Source organism: Arthrobacter sp. N199823, assembly GCF_002929705.1.
Lineage (GTDB): Bacteria > Actinomycetota > Actinomycetes > Actinomycetales > Micrococcaceae > Specibacter.
The window spans coordinates 324,700-341,355 of sequence record NZ_PJIN01000002.1; the positions used below are offsets into that span (position 1 = coordinate 324,700).

The following is a 16,656-nucleotide window of genomic DNA, read 5'->3' on the forward strand; positions in this document are numbered from 1 at the left end:
TCTCTTCTTTAGGATTCTGGGCGTGCTCGCCCTCCTCTTTCTGTTAGTGCGCCGTTCCCTCTGCTGGTGGCTATTTGCGCTTGCAAGCGCAGTGGTAGCAGCGGCCGTCAGCGTCTTCGCCTGCTGGGCCGTCATCCACGTGCTGTACATCTGGCCCGAGGATCTTCCAACAACTGTTCAGATCAATGTGGCTTTGCTGCTGTGGATCCTTGCTCTGGGATGCACGACGGCGTTGGTGCGCTTGCGCCGTTCGCGTGACGGTGCCGTGCAGCCCAGTGTCTCACTTCGGCGCCGCACGCTGGCCGTGGTGGCCATGGTGGTTGCGCTGACCACCGTTGGGCTTCGGATCAATGCCGACTTTGGTGAGTTTCCCACGGTACGCAGCCTCTTCAGCTCGCAAACAATGAATCTCTCTACAGTGGCCCCGCCTGCACCAAAACACGAGCCCGACTCCCGGTTCATGGCCGCCGGCGTCTCGGCGCACTGGCATGCGCCTGTTGGCCTGCCGGCCACAGGCACGGTCCGCTCCGTGCCCATTGCCGGTACCGTGTCAGGTTTTCACGCCCGCAATGCTGTGGTGTATCTGCCGCCGGCCTACTCTGCCGTGAACCGTCCGGTGCTGCCGGTGCTGGTCCTGGTCAGCGGGCAGCCTGGCTCTCCGGAGTCGTGGCTGAGGTCCACAGATTTAGTTGGCCAGCTCGATTCCTTTGCCGCTGCACACAATGGGCTGGCGCCCGTAGTGGTCATGCCGGACCCCAATGGCAGCGATCAGGCCAACACCATGTGCATGGACTCCAGCATGGCACGGGCAGACACGTACATGTCCAAGGATGTTCCACACTGGATTAAGACACACCTTGACGCAGACACCAACCCGGCACATTGGGCCGTTGGCGGATTTTCCTATGGCGGCACGTGCGCCATGCAGATGGTGACCCGTCACCCGGGGATCTACCGGACGTTCTTGGCGATCTCCCCGGAACGTGAGCCAGCCTTGGCAGTGAACAGATCCCTGACCATTGAGCGGGCCTTCCACGGAGACGCCGCTGCTTTTGATGCGTTGGTGCCCCTGACACTGCTGGCCAAAAACAAGTATCCAGACATTTCCGGGTGGTTTGCTTCCGGGAGCCAGGATGCCACGTATTCTGCCAATGTGAAGGTACTTCAAGTTGCGGCTAACAAAGCTGGCATGAGCACCCAAAAATCGGTCTTTCCCGGAGGGCACTCGTGGGCTGTGGCCAGCGCGGCACTGCCTCAGGGACTCGCTTATGTGTTTGCCCGAATTGGTTTGCCATGAGGTTTTTAGCGTGGATCCGGCGGACGCCGTTCAGTACCGCGCTCATTATTGCCATCGTGGTTGTTCATGGATTCTCGGGTGCTTTTCTGGGCCGGCTTCCGCGAATGGTGGCGGGAACGTGGGGCTATCAATCCACGGATTTGCTGAGCGGCAACTGGTGGAATATGTTCAGCACGCTCTTCCTTAGCTCCAACACCGGCTCCATGCTGTTGGGCGTAGTTGTTGTGGGGGTCGCAGTAGGAATCGCCGAATTAACTCTAGGCACCCTCCGCACAGCCGCATTTTTTTGCGCAACCCAAGTTGCCGCCGTCGTGCTCTATGGTGCCGTCTTGGCCCTCGGGAATCTGGGCGAAATTGACTGGCCAACGGGGATGGATCAAGCAACTCTGCTGGGGCCCTTTGCAGCTTCTGCGGGGACCTTACTGGCGGCCAGCCAAGGCATTAGCCAGCTGTGGCGGCGGCGTGTGCGTGTGCTGGTTCTAGCGGTGTCGCTCATGCTCAGCGTCTACGTTGGCCATGCGCAGCACGTGTTCATTTTGCTCGCGGGAGTGGCCGGGCTGATCCTGGGACTGGTTTTTGTGACGGCGTTGGGTACCCGAGGCGCTGGGCGTTCCACCAGCCGAGAGGTGCGCACCATTTTGGCGATGGTGGTGGCGGTCTTTGCGGTGGGCCCACTGACGGCTGCCGCGGCACATGTTGCCGTGGGCCCGCTGGCCGTGATGCGTACCTGGATTACCAACCAGGAACCCACGCCGGCCCAGTGGCAGGGGAGCTGTCATGAGATCGATGCCGCATGTCAGAGCATGGCGCACAATCTGGGCATGCTGGGATCCGGTGACCATTTGCTCGCCTTGATGCCCATGGTGTTGCTGCTGGTGTGCGCCGAAGGGCTGCGGCGCGGCAGCCGGCTGGCAATGTGGGTTGCGGTGTATCTGCACGTGGTCATCGGCTTGGTATCTGCCGCGTATTTCCAGGTTTTTGCCGGGCTGGGTTTGTCCGTGGGGCGCGGGCACCGCAGCCTGACCATCAATGAATCCGTCTGGGAACTGCTGCCGGTGGTGCTGGTCCCCGTGCTCATTGCGGTCGCATTACTCATTTTCCGCCGACATTTCCGAGTCGACCCGGACCCCGCGCTACGCCGTCGTGCCTTGTCCGTGTTGCCGCTGCTACTGCTTGCCGTGGTGGGGCTCTACACGCTTGCGTGGCTGTCTGAGGGAAATCTGAGCAACCACTTGGGAATTGCTGCCTTGGTGGGTGGCATTCCGCGGATTGTGCTGCCCTATCCGTTCCCGTTCGGCTATGCGGCAAACGTCTACCCGCATGGATTCTTCTCCGAACTCTTGTTTAGCTTTGGCGGACTGTTGCTGTGGCTCGTCAGCGCGGCCGTCATTCTGGCGCTGTTCCTCAGCCGCCGCCTGCACAGTGGTGCTACGGACGCTACAAAGGCGCTGGAGCTGGTGCGCATCGGAGGGGATTCCCTCTCCTGGATGACGCTGTGGGCCAACAACCAGTACTGGTTCAACGCTGCCGGCACGGTGGGTGTGGCGTATCAGCCCCACAATGGTGTTGCCGTCACGGTGGGCGGACCTATTGGCGAACCTGCGGACTACGACGGCGCCGTCGATGAGTTCCTTGATTTCTGCACCGATGAATCACTCACTGCCTGCTTTTATTCCGTGACGGATACGCCAGCCGCCATGTTGGAACGCCGCGGCTTCCGCAGGATGCAGGTGGCTGCCGAGACTCTCCTTGACGTGAGGACCATGGCATTTAAGGGCAAGGACTGGCAAAACGTCCGCACAGCCTTGAATAAAGCAACAAAACTGGGAGTCACGGCTCTCTGGTGCAGCTATGGGGAGCTGAGCTCTGGGCAACGCACCCAAGTGCATGAAATTTCCGAGGATTGGGTTTCCGGACAGGCATTGCCCGAACTCGGATTCACCTTGGGTGGCCTGGAAGAACTCAAGAACGAGAACGTCCAACTGTGCCTGGCCATCGATGAATCAGGACGAATCCATGCAGTGACCAGTTGGCTACCCGTGTATTCCAAGGGTGAGATCGTCAGCTGGACACTGGACTTCATGCGCCGCAATTCAGGGGCATTCAATGGGGTCATGGAGTATCTGATTGCCCAGGCCGTGCAGCACTTCGCTGCGACGGTTGAATACATCTCCTTGTCCGGCTCGCCGCTGGCGACCACCGGTGAGACAGGAGGATCGGGAGGCTCAGGGGACCCGGCTGGCTTAGGAGGCTCAGGGAAGGAAAGCCCGGGCCAGGAGAACACAGGCCAGGAGAGCACAGGGCAGGAGAACACGCTGGGGCGGATCTTGGCGCTGCTGGCGCGCACTCTGGAGCCTGTTTATGGATTTTCCTCGCTGGCCAACTTCAAACAGCGCTTCAAACCGCGTCACAGGTCCATGTACTTGATGTATCAGGATCCACTCTCGCTGCCTGCCATTGGACGTGCAGTAGGGGAGGCGTACATGCCCAACGTGTCCGTACGTTCCCTGGCCAGGCTGCTGCGCAAGCAATAGCGCTCATTACTTCCGAAAGGCAAACAGACGGCAAGCAAACAGCCCCCAGCATCGATGCTGGGGGCTGTTGAGTGCTCGCTGGCGCACCCTATGGATGCTGCCGGTTCTTGAAGCAGTGCGCCTAGATCGTTGTCACGCCGGTGGCCTGCGGGCCCTTGGTTCCTTGGCCAACCTCAAACTCAACGCGAGCGTTTTCTTCCAGAGACCTGAACCCGCCACTCTGAATTTCCGAGTAGTGGACAAACACGTCCGCTTCGGCGTTGTCGGGGGTGATGAAGCCAAAGCCCTTTTCAGCGTTAAACCACTTGACGGTTCCCTGTGCCATTCTTTTTCTCCTTGTGATCAGCGTCCATGCTGTACTGCTTTATGTATTGCCTAGCACCCTCAACTGTTGCTTGCCGGGGCCATAATTAGCATGACATGAGTCACATTCAAGGTCAATGAACGGTGCCAACGAGTCGCATTTATTAACGTCAGAGACTGCTAGCTCAACCAGACACCGGCACGCATGACGCGTTGCAGGGCAAGCTGCGCATCCACAATGAGAACATCAGCCCGCAGACCACGGCGCAGGGAGCCCACCTCGTCCGTGAGCCCCAGAACAGCAGCAGGCACAGCGGTGGCTGACTTCAGCGCCTCGATAAATTCGACACCGGCGCCAGTGGTTCGGCGTACCACGTCCAGCAGCGTGGCGGTGCCCCCGGCAATGGAGCCGGTGGCGTCCAAGGTTGCAACACCGTCGGACACCGTTACTGGCGAGGGGCCCAGCATGTACTGGCCGTCGGCCAGTCCGGCCGCCGCCATCGAATCGGTGACGAGCAAGATATTCTCTGCCCCAACAAGCTCAAACACGGTCTTGACGGTTTCAGGATCCAGATGCGTGTTGTCGGCCACGAGTTCCACTGCCGCATTGCCGGCGCTGGCAACACGCAAGCATGCCGCTACGGGGCCGGGGGAGCGGTGGTGCATGGGAGGCATGCCGTTGAAAAGGTGGGTTACGGTAGGGCGTCCGGAGACGCCGTCGAACCCGGTGGAATCCATACCTTCGCGAGCCTGCTCCAACGAGGCAGCAGCGGTCACCGTGTCACAATTTGTGTGCCCGACCGAGGGGGTGATGCCGTGGCTCGTGAGTAGGTCCACAAGATCGGCGGCACCGGGAAGCTCGGGTGCGTATGTCATGGTGGTGATAGCGCCGCGCCCGGCCTCGATGAACTTCGCCATGAGCTCAAGGTCCGGCTCCAGCAAAAAGGCCGGGTTCTGTGCCCCGCATCGAGCGTGAGAGAGAAAAGGGCCTTCGAGGTGAATGCCTGCCAGCAGGCCCTCCTCGGTCATCGTGGAATAGAGGCCAATGCCCTTGATGAGGTCCTCGGGAGAGGCTGTCACCATGCTGGCGAGCAGCGTTGTGGTGCCCGCCTTGTGGAGGAAGTCCACGGCAACGCGGGCCGAGGCCTCCTCGCCGCTAGGGAAATCGCCGCCGTTGCCGCCATGGTTGTGCACATCGATCAGGCCTGGGATGATGCGCTGGCCGGAGGGCAAGGAGATGATGTTGGCGGCGTCCATGTCGGCCTGGCCAAAGTCCGGCTCATCAAAGTGGTCGGCCCGGCCCGCGTAGACAATCCTGTCACCGTCAATGGCGAGCAATCCACCTTCGATGAGGCCATGATCGGTGACCATGGCGCCCTGAATCAGAAATTTCGTGGACACGGGCACAGGCGAGGAAGCAGTCATGGCTTCAAGTCTAGTCAAGACGGGCCCGAAAGTACTCTAAAAAAGACGTGAGGCGCTGTCATCCACGCCGCGCATGGCGTCGTAATCGAGGGTTTTGCACTCAATGCCGCGGTCTGTGGCAAGCGTTTTGGCCTGCGGCTTGATCTGCTGGGCAGCAAAGATGCCGCGGACCGGGGCCAGCAGCGGATCGCGGTTGAGAAGTTCAAGATAACGCGTCAGTTGCTCCACCCCGTCAATGTCGCCACGGCGCTTGAGTTCAATGGCTACCGTAGCCCCGGAGGCGTCTCGGGCCAGAATATCCACCGGCCCGATGGCTGTGAAGTACTCACGGCGGATCAACGTGAAGCCGGCGCCAAGCAGCTCAATTTGTGCTGCCAGCAGGCGCTGCAGATCGGCTTCAACACCGTCCTTGATCAGGCCCGGATCGGTGCCTAGATCGTGGCTGGATTCGTGGAGCTCTTCATAAATATTGATGATGAGCTGCTCATCGGCCTTGGTGGACTTCACAATCCACTGGGAAATCACACCCTCTTCCAGCTCGGCCTCGTCAGGACCCACAGTTCGCAGGGTGGCTGGCGGGCTCATCCAGTTCAGCGGCTTGTAGGATCCGCCGTCGGAGTGCACCAGAACGGAACCGTCAGCCTTGACCAACAGGAGCCGAACGGCGAGGGGAAGATGGGCTTTGAGGCGTCCGACGTAATCGACGGAGCACTTTGCAATCACTAAACGCACGCCCTCCACTCTATCCCCACGCCCTCCCAAAGCTCGTACCGCGCTTCGGGGCCCTGGGCGCGTGGGCCCAGCTCAGCTTCTCGCAGGACCTGCCAGTGCGGCACAATGGAAGAATGCCCCGCTCGAACCATCCCCGCCGCCGTACCTCCAATGCCAGGGGCTCCAACAAGTCGCCCGGGCGAGGGCCGCAGGGCGGCACAGCGATGGATGAAGACGGCGACGGAATTGACATGAACCGGGCCAGGCTGGGCACTACTGCCACTGAATCAGCGCCCGACGGCGTCTGGGCGGTGCGGACCATCAGCGCCGGGAACGCCCAAAAGTCCTACACCTGCCCCGGGTGCCACCGTGCCGTCCCGCCCGGCTTGGCTCATCTAGTGGTGTGGCAAGAGGACGCCATGTTCGGTGCAGAGGCAGGATTGCGTGACCGCAGGCACTGGCATAGCAACTGCTGGCGAGGGCGTAGCTACCGGTACAGGTAGGCTGGGCGCATGGTTTTTGATCCTAGCTCCCTTGACTTTGTTGATGCCGGCGTCCCTGTGCCGGTCCGCGCCTCCACTATCTTGCCCGCTGTGCGCGAGAACATTGAGCTGAGAACAGCAGACGGGCTCACCTTGGTGGGTGAATTGGCACTGCCGGCCGACGGCGTCATCCGCGCCACGCTTATCACGCTGCATCCGCTACCTACTCACGGCGGGTTCATGGACTCACATGTTTATAAGAAGGCCTCGTACCGGTTGCCCGCTCTGGCCGGGATCGCCGTGTTGCGCTTCAACACCCGCGGCACGGCATCGCCACGCGGTACAAGTGAAGGCAGCTTCGAAGAAGGTATTGGGGAACGGCTCGATGTTGACGCTGCCGTCCAATTTGCCGTAGACCGGGGCTTGCCCAACCGCTGGCTGGTGGGCTGGTCCTTCGGCACGGAGCTGGTGCTCAAATACGGTGCGGTGGCCCCTGTAGCCCAGCAGGTTGAGGGTGCCGTGCTGCTCTCACCGCCACTGCATCGTGCCGTTGATGCGGATTTGGCGGCGTGGGCGTCCTCTGGGAAACCGCTCACCGTGCTGGTACCGGAGTTTGACGATTACCTGCAGCCGGAAGCGGCTACCGCGCGTTTCTCCTTGGTACCGCAGGCCAAGCTGGTGGCCGTGGACGGGGCCAAGCACTTGTGGGTCGGCGAGAAGTACGCTGCCCGAGCCCTGAATGAAATTTCCTCCACCGTGCTGGGGGCTCCCGTGGAATTGCCCGGTGACTGGCACGGAGCTGTTGCGGCGCTGCCGGCCTAGGTTGCGGGCTCGAGCAGCCAGCCTGAGCTGGCTGTTCGGGCCCGCGAGCGGTGTCCTTGCTAGTTTTTGTCCTGACGAGCGATGAAGACTTCCTTGACCAGCAGCATGACGGCTGCGGCAGTGGGGATAGCGATCAGGGCTCCGAGCACGCCCAGCAAACTACCACCGGCAATGACCGAGATGACGGCAACAGCACCGGGCACAGCCACCGCCTTCTGCATGATGCGAGGCGAAATGAAGTAAGCCTCGAATTGCAGATAGGCGAAGTAGCAGATGGCGTAAATAAGCGCCGTTTGCCATCCTGCTGTCAGGCTGACGGCAATCACCACAATGGCAGCGATCATGCCACCCACCAGCGGGATGAAGGCCAGCAGCGCCACAACGAAGGCCAGCAGGACGCTGAACGGCACGCCGAGAATGCTCATGACGATGAAGGCGAAGGTGGCATTCAGAACGGCTACGCACACTTGGCCAATGACGTAGTTACCGACGCCACGGGTGATTTCCTCACTCAGTTCTTCTACTCGGGGACGGCGAGAGCGAGGCGCCAGACGGTAGCCCCATTTCTTCATAGCCGGCAGGGAGGCCAGGAAGTACAGGCTCAGAACCAGCACGATCAAGGTCCCAAAGAGCCCGTTCGCAATGTTCGTCCCCACGCCCACCACACCGCCAAAGATGCCTCCTACGGCTTGGGCGTCCTGGAAGAATTTGGCTACCTGCTCATTGACGGTGTCCAGTACGTGGTACTGAACATCGAGCTGCTTGAAGAATTCTGAATCGAGGAAGTCCCGGATCCACACGGGGGCCTTGGTGACCAGCTGGGACGTCTGCTCCACGATCGTGGGGATCAGGGTGGCGAAGAACAAGGCAACCACGCTCAGCAGACCCACCAGCACCAGAACGATGCCCAAGGGACGGGGTACCTTGCGCCGTTCCAGCCATCGGACCACGGGATCCAAGCCAAGGGCAATGAACAAGGCAGTCACAATCCATAGGAGCAGGGATTCAGTGTTGGCCAGAATGTAGCTCAGGCCCAAGGCAATGCCAACTCCCACCGTTCCCATAAACCCAAAGTAAATGGGATGGCGGAACATGCCGCCTCCGGAGGTGGTCTCGGCAACGTCGGGAGTCTCGCCGGGGCCACTTGGCGCTACAGGCAAGTCAAAGCGCACACGCGGCTGGGCACCGGGAACTGGGTGGCGCAGCTTGTCAACCACCCAGCCGCGCCAGCCAGGGGGACTGGCTTCCACTGTTACTGCCACTGAAGCGCCGGACGCCGCAATGGGGGCAGCCGGGGTGGCTTGGCTGGCTGCTGTTGTTACTTCAGCAGGATCGGACGGGACTCCGGCGGCGCTTGCATCTTTCGGTACGGGGCCGGAGAGGCTTGGATCGGGGGAAGAACTCATGGTTTCTGCCTTCATGAACGGTGGTGTGGAGGCAAATTGTTCCACTTCTAATAGTGACTAGAGGTTACCAGCGCATCGCGGTGCAGCCAGTGATCAGCGTGGGTGTCAACGTGAGAAAAGTCAAAGAGGCATGACCAATAGATAGGCGTTCGGTTACCCTTGGAATAACGATCACAGCAGTGTTCCGTCGATGTTAGGTATGTTCTTGCGTTTAAAAATTGCAATTGTCCTGGCCATATTGGGTCTGTTGGTCTTGGGTACTGGCATTGGCCAGCGCACCATCTGGCTCCCGCCAGCCACGGTCACGGCCGCGACACCGGCGCAAGTTGCCGCTGCCCCGTTGACTGTCATTGGTCCAGAGCTGCTCAAGACCCGCGACGGGCAGTTCACCATGACCATTAAGAGTGCTGGACCCATGCAACTTGCTGTCGGCCGTGTAGACGACATTATGGGTTGGATTGGCGATGCCTCCTACACCAAAATTGGTGCCGCCAATTCAGACTTCACAGAGCTGGCCGCCACGAGCACCAAGGGTGTGGCCACGGTGCCCAACCCTGCCGGTTCCGATATGTGGGTTAGCGAAGAAAAAGCCACTGGCGAACTTTCGTACACCTGGCAGTCTCCCGGGCATGGCGATTGGGCCCTTTTACTCTCAGTCGATGGCAAGGCAGCGGCACCCACTGACATTTCCATCACGGTTGACAATGAAGCCGGAACGCCGTGGGCCGTGCCGTTGATGATCATTGGTTCAGCCCTGCTGGCCCTCGCTGCCCTGATGTTCCTGATCTCACCCAACAAGGCCAAGGGCGCTGCCGCACCCAGTGTTGGACGGCGTGCTGCTGGCCGAGTTCCCTCTGATCCGGCCACCGGCGCGCTGGAAGTGGACAAGCTTGTTGCCGCTCGCGCGTCCGCCAAGGCGTCATCCGGCAGCGCTGACCCCGTCGCTTCCGCGGCGGCCCCCTCGACGATTGCGGAGGCCCGCAAGACCGATGCGCCTGTCCCAACTCCTGCGAAGGACGCAGGCGAACCCAAGTCAGCGGCCGCAGCGCCCAGCGATGCCACCTCTGCGCTGCCTGCCGTGTTGCTTAACCCCGGCTCAGCGGCTGATTCTGACGCAGCAGCTGCCGCCAAGGATGATGGCGCCAAAGACAATGCTGTTAAGGACAACACCCCCAAAGACAGTGCTGATAAGGACAATGGCGCCAAAGATGATGACGTAAAGGTCCCCGCTGTTTCCGAGGATTCTGCTGTCTCTGACGGTACAGAATCGGACGCCAACTCCAACGGCACCACCGACACCGAGAAGGATTCCGACGGCAAGGATTCCGATGACCAGGATTCCGATGACCAGGATTCCGACGGCAACGGTTCGGCTGGCAGCGGTTTAGATGGTGTGACCTCGTTCAAGAAGCAGGAACCCAGGAAGCCACGGTCCAGGAATAAGGGCGGAGCCGCTGGAGCCAAGGACACCACTGCCCAGGACGGCACGTCCGAGGGCCCCACGTCTAAAGACAAGGGTGGTCAGGATAAGAATGAGCTCCGGGCAAGCGAAAGCCCGGTGGCTATGGTCACGAAGCGCATGAAGGCTTCGCTGCGCTGGGGTGCGGCACTGGCCGCGGTCCTGGTGGCAGGAAGTCTGAGCCCAGCAGTCGCCGCTGACCCGAGCACGCCGGCACCAGCCAGCGCCACTGCAGAAGCCACTCCCGTATTCCCAGGATTGCTGGACTCCCAAGTTCAGCGCATTGCCACAGCAGTGGCCACGGCCGTTGCTGCCGGTGACGATGCCAAGAACGCCAAGGAACTTGAAAGTCGCGTCGGCGGGATGGCCCTGCAAACTCGCGAGGCCAACTACAAGATTCGGGCCAAGGTAGCCAAGCAGGCCGCCATGGAACCGGTGAATGCCTCGAAGCTGCTGGCCAACGTTGTCACGACTACCACCACGTGGCCCCGTTCGGCGATGCTGGTCACGCAGGGCGAAAACAACTCCTTGCCGCAGTTGCTGACGCTGGTTCAGGCCAGCCCGCGCGAGAACTACAAATTGGTCAATGCCACACCACTGCTTCCCGGCCAGACCTTCCCCAAGGCGGACAAGGAAGGAACCAAGGAAATTGCCTTGGATTCCTCCGACGGATTGGCAATGAGCCCCGCTGACGCCATTGCGGCACTGAGCGATCGATTGACCAAGAGCGACAGCAAGTTCAAAGGCACCTTTAACGACAGCGTCTACATCCAAAGTGTCCTTGACACTCAGGCGAACATCACCAAGGAAGCCAAAGACGCCACGTACGTCTTTAGCCATAAGGCCAGCACCGAGGCACCCGTAAACCTGCGCACTGCCGATGGCGGGGTCATGGTGGTTGTTGGCTACAACTTTGGCATCACCGGTACGAGCAAGGAAAATGCCACCCTGACGGTTGGCGACGATGCGGCCGTATTCACCGGCGGCAAGGAAACCACTAAAGGCTTCAGCCTTAACTATGCCGAGCCCGTCGTCATGTATATTCCGCCCAAGGACGGCGACGGTAAGGTCACCATCTTGTCCGCAACCCGCAATCTGGTAGGCGGTAGTTTCACGAAGTAAGCTGCTGCCGAGGCGGGCTCAAGCACCCTGTGCTAGGGCCCGCCTCTGTCAGTTTTGTCAGTCGCTGACAACCATCATTTTCACCTGTCAGTTTCACCAGCGGCGAGAATTAGCCAAGGCCGCCGCCCTGCCCAGTTAGAGTGAGATCATGAGTCAAAACAGCCCCATGTCACCGAACGGTCCGTCCGGAATTAACCTTCGCGGCGCCGTCGACCTTTCAGCCTTGAAGAACCGTGCCGCGGCTACAACCGCCGCAGCTGGCGCCCCCGCAGGGGCTTCACCCTATGCAGTGGACGTCAACGAGCAGAGCTTCCAAGAATTTGTCCAGCTGAGCCAGCAGGTGCCCGTGGTGGTGGCCTTGGGATCGGCCCGCTCACAGCAGTCCGCCACCGTGACGGCACTGCTGGAAAAGATCATCAATGAATTTGGTGGCAAGCTGGCCCTGGGCCGTGTTGATGTGGATTCCAGTCCGCAGATTGCTCAAGCCTTTGGTGCCACGGCTGTCCCCACGGTGGTTGCGCTCATCAAGGGTCAGCCCGTGCCCATGTTTGAGGGTGAGTTGCCGGAGGAGCAGGTCAAGGAATTCTTCAATGAACTCCTCAAAGTAGCCGCCAGCAACGGCGTGACCGGCAATTTGGGTGGCGCCAAGGATCCAGCAGCCACTGAGGCTCCGCCGTTGCCTCCCCTGCACCAGGCTGCCCGGGACGCTATTGACGCCGGAGATCTGGAGACCGCGCAGACAAGCTATGAAAAGGCTTTGGCGGAAAAGCCTAACGACGCCGACGCCAAGATTGGTCTGGCTCAGGTGCACCTCATGCGCCGCACAGCGGAGATTAATGTTCTCCAAGCAGAAGAATTCCGCACCCGGGCCGCTGGAGACACTGACGATCTTGACGCGGCACTGGCCGTGGCTGATTTGGATGTGACCGGCGGTCATGTAGAAGACGCACTGGCGCGACTGGTGAAGTACATCGCCCTCCACTTTGGACCCGAGCGTGAGGATGCTCGGCTCCGTCTGCTGGAACTGTATGACGTGGTGGGTGTCAGTGATCCCCGGGTCTCGGCGTCGCGTCAGGCCTTGGCCCGCGCACTGTTCTAGCTCGCGCTGGCCTGGCCAACACTCCACCGGCTGGGAATGTCATCCTTTGGGATAAGTCACAGCTCCACTCTGGATTGCTAGGGTCGAGTGCATGAACAATTCTTTGGGGAGTACTTCAACCGACGGGCGCCCACCTGCCTTATCAATCCGCGGATTATCCAAGCATTTCGGCGAGAAAATTGCCGTCAATAGCATTGACTTGGACGTTCCGGCGGGTTCCTTCTATGGCTTGGTGGGGCCCAACGGTGCCGGAAAAACCACGTCACTGTCCATGGCAACGGGCCTCTTGCGTCCGGATGCCGGACAAGTCTGGGTCCACGGAGTGGATGTTTGGCAAAACCCGTTGGAGTCCAAACGGCTCATGGGGTTGCTGCCCGACGGGGTCCGGCTATTTGACCGGCTCACCGGTGAACAGCTGGTGACGTACGCCGGGTTGCTGCGCGGCATGGACAAGGACACGGTAGCCGAACGCGTCAAGGACTTGCTGACTGCCCTTGACCTGGGCAAGGACGCCGGGACGTTGGTGGTGGACTACTCCGCCGGCATGACGAAGAAGATCGCTTTGGCGTCGGCCCTGATCCACGCGCCGAGCCTATTGGTCCTGGATGAGCCCTTTGAGTCAGTGGATCCAGTCTCGGCTGCGAACATTCGTGACATCCTGCACAACTACGTGAATTCTGGTGGCACCGTCATTGTCTCCAGCCACGTCATGGATCTGGTCCAGCGCATGTGCGATCACGTGGCCGTCATTGCCGCCGGTCGTGTTCTCGCGGCAGGAACCGTGGATGAGGTACGCGGGGAGATGAGCCTGGAAGATAAGTTCGTTGAGCTTGTGGGCGGCCGGAACCAAGCGACGGGGTTGCAATGGTTGCGCACCTCCTAAGGCTGAAACTTGCGCTGCTGCGCAACTCCTTGAAACGCAGTCCTTGGCAACTGGTGGGGCTCATCTTCGCTGCCCTGTATGGCCTCGGTGTGCTAGGCATGCTCCTGGTGGGCCTGGGCTTCGCCGGCAGTGTTGGCGATGCAGGGTTTGTGGGCACAATGATTGTGCTTTCCGGATCCGCACTGTTGCTGGGTTGGCTGATCATCCCTGTACTGGCTTCCGGTCTCGACATGACTCTGGACCCGGCTCGCTTTGTCACCTATTCAATTCCCATGAAACAGCTCCTGGCAGGTTTGGCGCTCTCAAGCTTCATTGGAGTGCCGGGCGTCGTGACACTTGTGGCCGCCATGGGCACCGCTGTGGGTTGGTGGCGTTATCCTGGTGCCGCTGTAGCAGCGGTGCTCTGCGGTGCCCTCGGGGCGTTGACGTGCATCATTGCCTCACGCGCCATCACGGCAGCCAGCACCAGCTTGGCCTCATCGCGCCGCTTCAAGGATGTCAGTGGGATCATTGTGCTGGTGCCCTTGATGCTCATGGGTCCCATCATCGCCGGTGTCAGCAGCGGCATCAGTGATTTTTCGGTGTACTTGCCGAGGCTGGCCACCACGATCGCGTGGACGCCGCTGGGGGCCGTGTGGGCCATTCCGGCAGATATTGCCGTTGGTGCCTGGGGACCCGCCGGACTGAAGCTCTTGATAGCCCTTGCCACCTTGGCAGTGCTGACGTGGGTGTGGAAGCTCTGCTTGGTCAGGGCCTTGGTCACCCCTGCGTTTTCCGGAGGGGGCCGCCGCACGGCTGGCAAGTTGGGGTTCTTTGCCCGCTTCCCGCAGACCCCAACGGGCGCGGTTGCCGCACGTTGCCTGACCTACTGGTTCCGGGATCCTCGCTACAGTGCCGGGCTCCTGATTGCCCCGTTGATCCCGCTGGTCATGGTGTTTGGTAGCTCGCAGGCCGGAGGACTTGAAGCTGTGGGTCCCATCCTCAGCTATGCAGGTGCCTTTGCCGCGTTCATGGTGGCGTGGAGCATCTCCGCTGATATCTCCTATGACAACACCGCCTTTGCCCTGCACCTGGCCACTGGAGTTTCCGGCAAGGCAGATAGGAGTGGACGCGTTATGGCAGCGGCCGTTCTGGCCTTGCCGCTGGGACTGCTGTTCGCGGTGACCGGGTCCGTGGTGGCCGGTGACTGGCAGATCATGCCGGGCGCACTGGGATTGGTGCTCGGTGCAACAGGTGCCGGACTTGGTTTGGCCAGTGTCTTCTCCTCTAGATTCACCATGGTGGTGCCGCTGCCGGGGGAGAGCCCCATGAAGTCCAAGCCGGGCAACAACTTCACCACGGTCCTTGTTCAGCTCGCTGGTTTTGCCGGTGCAGGGGTGTTGGCCGCCCCGATTGCCGTGCTGGCCATCATTGGCGCGGTGACCCATCTGCCACTCTTTACCTGGTTGGCTTTGGCCGCCGGAATGGGTCTTGGAGCGCTTTATGTGTTCCTGGGAATCCGGATGGGCGCGGAGCAATACAACAAGCGAGGACCGGAATTATTGCAGGCTGTTTCTGTAGACCGCTGACTCTGGATAAGGTTAGAGCTACACAGCAGATGCAAGGCAATAGCGCCCCGTCAGCCGCCGCTTCCGGTGTGCGTTGGCGGGGCGCTATTTCTCCTAGATTTCTTCTGCGATCAGCCATGGGCCGCATATTCTTGCGGCAGTGAAAGGAAGCGTGTTTCATGGAGGTCATCATCCTCCCGACCAGCAAGGAAATTGGGGCGCTTGCCGCCGACTCGATTGAAGCGTTGGTGCGCAACAAGCCCAACGCCGTCATTGGTCTGGCCACAGGTTCTTCTCCGCTGCCCATCTATGACGAGCTGGCTCGCCGCCACGACGAAGGCCTGAGCTTTGAAGGCGTTAGCGGCTTTGCGCTGGATGAGTACGTGGGCTTGCCCGTAGGTCACTACGAGTCTTACCGTGAAGTCATTCGCCGCGAATTCACAAACCGCGTAGACGTTACCGCCGAGAATGTTCACGGTCCTGACGGTGCAAGCGATGATATTGCCGGCGCCTGCCTGGCTTACGAGGCCGCCATTGTTGCTGCCGGAGGCATTGACCTGCAGATCCTTGGCGTTGGCACCAATGGCCACATTGGCTTCAATGAGCCGGGCTCCTCACTGGCGTCACGCACACGTATCAAGACCCTGGCCGAGCAGACGCGCCAGGACAATGCGCGCTTCTTCGATAACATCGATCAGGTGCCGCACCACGTAGTAACCCAGGGTCTGGGCACCATCATGGATGCCCGCCACGTGGTGCTGGTGGCCTTCGGAGCCGGCAAGGCAGAAGCTGTGCGTGACTTCGTTGAGGGACCAGTCACGGCATCGTGCCCAGCCTCAGTCCTGCAGTTCCACCCGCGTGCCACCATCATCATTGATGAGGCCGCGGCCTCCAAGCTGGCTGGCGCGGACACTTACCGCCACGCCTTCAACAACAAGCCGCACTGGCAAGGCGTCTAAAGAATAACCTTCGACGGCGGCGCCCACCTGCGAATCACCGGTGGGTGCCGCCGTTCGCTGCGGGTCCCTCGGCAGCTCTCTTACCAACAACTCCGGAAAACGCTCCATCACCTTTTGGGCTTTTTCGCCAACGCTTCCTCACTTTTTGGGGTTTTTTGCCCGACGCTCCATCACCTTTTGGGGTCTGAAATCACCCTGAGGAAAGTTGGCGCCTCGGTGAGTCGCGGACGCGAACGCGGTAGACTAGCTTCATGAGTTTGCCTCCAGATCCTTTCGAAAATGATCCCCTGCACAGCCCCGGTCAGACCGGTGGCTCAACGGCCGTTATTGAACGCCAGGAATTGCGCCAAGAAGTAGAGCCGGGCGACAGTGAACGGTTCTCGCACTATGTGCGCAAGGAAAAGATCATGGAATCGGCCATGACTGGCGAGCCTGTTATTGCCCTCTGCGGCAAGGTCTGGACGCCGGGTCGCGATCCCCAGAAGTTCCCCGTTTGCCCCGAATGCAAAGAGGTTTACGACGGACTGCGCCCTGAAGGCGGCAAAGGCAAGGGCCCCAAGAAACCCAAGAAGTAACGGGAATCTTAATACTTAGTGTTACCGGCGAA

General features: G+C 60.5%; 14 protein-coding genes. 10 read left to right on the top strand and 4 right to left on the bottom strand.

Annotated features, from left to right (window positions below):
- The first annotated feature begins 22 nt into the window (after positions 1-22).
- Both CXQ93_RS05355 and CXQ93_RS05360 read left to right on the top strand, forming a co-directional pair.
- Entirely contained in the window at positions 23-1,297 is a 1,275-nt protein-coding gene (locus CXQ93_RS05355) for an esterase family protein (RefSeq protein ID WP_181036061.1), read from the top strand.
- Entirely contained in the window at positions 1,294-3,831 is a 2,538-nt protein-coding gene (locus CXQ93_RS05360; protein WP_104109438.1) for a bifunctional lysylphosphatidylglycerol flippase/synthetase MprF, read from the top strand. Before CXQ93_RS05355 ends, CXQ93_RS05360 begins: the two co-directional genes overlap by 4 nt.
- 121 nt (positions 3,832-3,952) lie before the next feature.
- Here CXQ93_RS05360 and CXQ93_RS05365 read toward each other — a convergent pair whose 3' ends face one another.
- The 3 genes from CXQ93_RS05365 to nucS all read right to left on the bottom strand — a co-directional run bounded on the left by CXQ93_RS05365 (position 3,953) and on the right by nucS (position 6,291).
- Positions 3,953-4,156: a cold-shock protein gene (locus CXQ93_RS05365; RefSeq protein WP_104109439.1), complete on the bottom strand. Its 204-nt coding sequence runs from the start codon at positions 4,154-4,156 to the stop codon at positions 3,953-3,955.
- A gap of 158 nt (positions 4,157-4,314) precedes the next feature.
- Positions 4,315-5,559 (bottom strand): N-acetylglucosamine-6-phosphate deacetylase, encoded by a 1,245-nt coding sequence (locus CXQ93_RS05370; protein WP_104109440.1) that lies wholly within the window; start codon positions 5,557-5,559, stop codon positions 4,315-4,317.
- A gap of 36 nt (positions 5,560-5,595) precedes the next feature.
- On the bottom strand, positions 5,596-6,291 hold the full coding sequence (gene nucS / locus CXQ93_RS05375; protein WP_104109441.1) for an endonuclease NucS: 696 nt from the start codon (positions 6,289-6,291) through the stop codon (positions 5,596-5,598).
- A gap of 113 nt (positions 6,292-6,404) precedes the next feature.
- Between nucS and CXQ93_RS05380 the strand changes: the two genes are divergently transcribed.
- Together CXQ93_RS05380 and CXQ93_RS05385 are read left to right on the top strand one after the other, a co-directional pair.
- A complete protein-coding gene (locus tag CXQ93_RS05380) occupies positions 6,405-6,773 on the top strand; it encodes an ATP/GTP-binding protein (RefSeq protein WP_104109442.1) in 369 nt (122 codons plus the stop codon).
- Between the two features lie 9 nt (positions 6,774-6,782).
- Positions 6,783-7,574 (top strand): alpha/beta hydrolase, encoded by a 792-nt coding sequence (locus CXQ93_RS05385; RefSeq protein ID WP_104109443.1) that lies wholly within the window; start codon positions 6,783-6,785, stop codon positions 7,572-7,574.
- Between the two features lie 59 nt (positions 7,575-7,633).
- Here CXQ93_RS05385 and CXQ93_RS05390 read toward each other — a convergent pair whose 3' ends face one another.
- Positions 7,634-8,980: an AI-2E family transporter gene (locus tag CXQ93_RS05390; protein ID WP_104109740.1), complete on the bottom strand. Its 1,347-nt coding sequence runs from the start codon at positions 8,978-8,980 to the stop codon at positions 7,634-7,636.
- 205 nt (positions 8,981-9,185) lie between these two features.
- Here CXQ93_RS05390 and CXQ93_RS05395 point away from each other — a divergent pair, with 205 nt between their 5' ends.
- The 6 genes from CXQ93_RS05395 (at position 9,186) to CXQ93_RS05420 (ending at position 16,624) form a co-directional block, all read left to right on the top strand.
- Positions 9,186-11,561, top strand: a complete 2,376-nt coding sequence (locus CXQ93_RS05395) for a hypothetical protein (protein ID WP_146073167.1) — start codon at positions 9,186-9,188, stop codon at positions 11,559-11,561.
- Between the two features lie 148 nt (positions 11,562-11,709).
- Positions 11,710-12,660 carry a tetratricopeptide repeat protein gene (locus tag CXQ93_RS05400; RefSeq protein ID WP_104109445.1) on the top strand — a complete coding sequence of 317 codons (951 nt, stop codon included), beginning with the start codon at positions 11,710-11,712 and terminating at the stop codon, positions 12,658-12,660.
- Between the two features lie 91 nt (positions 12,661-12,751).
- A complete protein-coding gene (locus CXQ93_RS05405) occupies positions 12,752-13,543 on the top strand; it encodes an ABC transporter ATP-binding protein (protein WP_104109446.1) in 792 nt (263 codons plus the stop codon).
- Positions 13,525-15,111 carry a transporter gene (locus tag CXQ93_RS05410; protein WP_104109447.1) on the top strand — a complete coding sequence of 529 codons (1,587 nt, stop codon included), beginning with the start codon at positions 13,525-13,527 and terminating at the stop codon, positions 15,109-15,111. Before CXQ93_RS05405 ends, CXQ93_RS05410 begins: the two co-directional genes overlap by 19 nt.
- A gap of 158 nt (positions 15,112-15,269) precedes the next feature.
- Positions 15,270-16,049, top strand: a complete 780-nt coding sequence (gene nagB, locus CXQ93_RS05415) for a glucosamine-6-phosphate deaminase (protein WP_104109448.1) — start codon at positions 15,270-15,272, stop codon at positions 16,047-16,049.
- Between the two features lie 251 nt (positions 16,050-16,300).
- On the top strand, positions 16,301-16,624 hold the full coding sequence (locus CXQ93_RS05420) for a DUF3039 domain-containing protein (RefSeq protein WP_062287203.1): 324 nt from the start codon (positions 16,301-16,303) through the stop codon (positions 16,622-16,624).
- The last annotated feature ends 32 nt before the right edge of the window (positions 16,625-16,656 follow it).

Coding starts and splice junctions, on each gene's coding strand:
- CXQ93_RS05370 (WP_104109440.1), bottom strand. CDS start 5,559: ATGACTGCTTCCTCGCCTGTGCCCGTGTCCACGAAATTTCTGATTCAG.
- CXQ93_RS05385 (WP_104109443.1), top strand. CDS start 6,783: ATGGTTTTTGATCCTAGCTCCCTTGACTTTGTTGATGCCGGCGTCCCT.
- CXQ93_RS05405 (WP_104109446.1), top strand. CDS start 12,752: ATGAACAATTCTTTGGGGAGTACTTCAACCGACGGGCGCCCACCTGCC.
- CXQ93_RS05360 (WP_104109438.1), top strand. CDS start 1,294: ATGAGGTTTTTAGCGTGGATCCGGCGGACGCCGTTCAGTACCGCGCTC.
- CXQ93_RS05420 (WP_062287203.1), top strand. CDS start 16,301: ATGAGTTTGCCTCCAGATCCTTTCGAAAATGATCCCCTGCACAGCCCC.
- CXQ93_RS05410 (WP_104109447.1), top strand. CDS start 13,525: ATGGTTGCGCACCTCCTAAGGCTGAAACTTGCGCTGCTGCGCAACTCC.
- nagB (WP_104109448.1), top strand. CDS start 15,270: ATGGAGGTCATCATCCTCCCGACCAGCAAGGAAATTGGGGCGCTTGCC.
- CXQ93_RS05380 (WP_104109442.1), top strand. CDS start 6,405: ATGCCCCGCTCGAACCATCCCCGCCGCCGTACCTCCAATGCCAGGGGC.
- CXQ93_RS05400 (WP_104109445.1), top strand. CDS start 11,710: ATGAGTCAAAACAGCCCCATGTCACCGAACGGTCCGTCCGGAATTAAC.
- CXQ93_RS05390 (WP_104109740.1), bottom strand. CDS start 8,980: ATGAGTTCTTCCCCCGATCCAAGCCTCTCCGGCCCCGTACCGAAAGAT.
- CXQ93_RS05365 (WP_104109439.1), bottom strand. CDS start 4,156: ATGGCACAGGGAACCGTCAAGTGGTTTAACGCTGAAAAGGGCTTTGGC.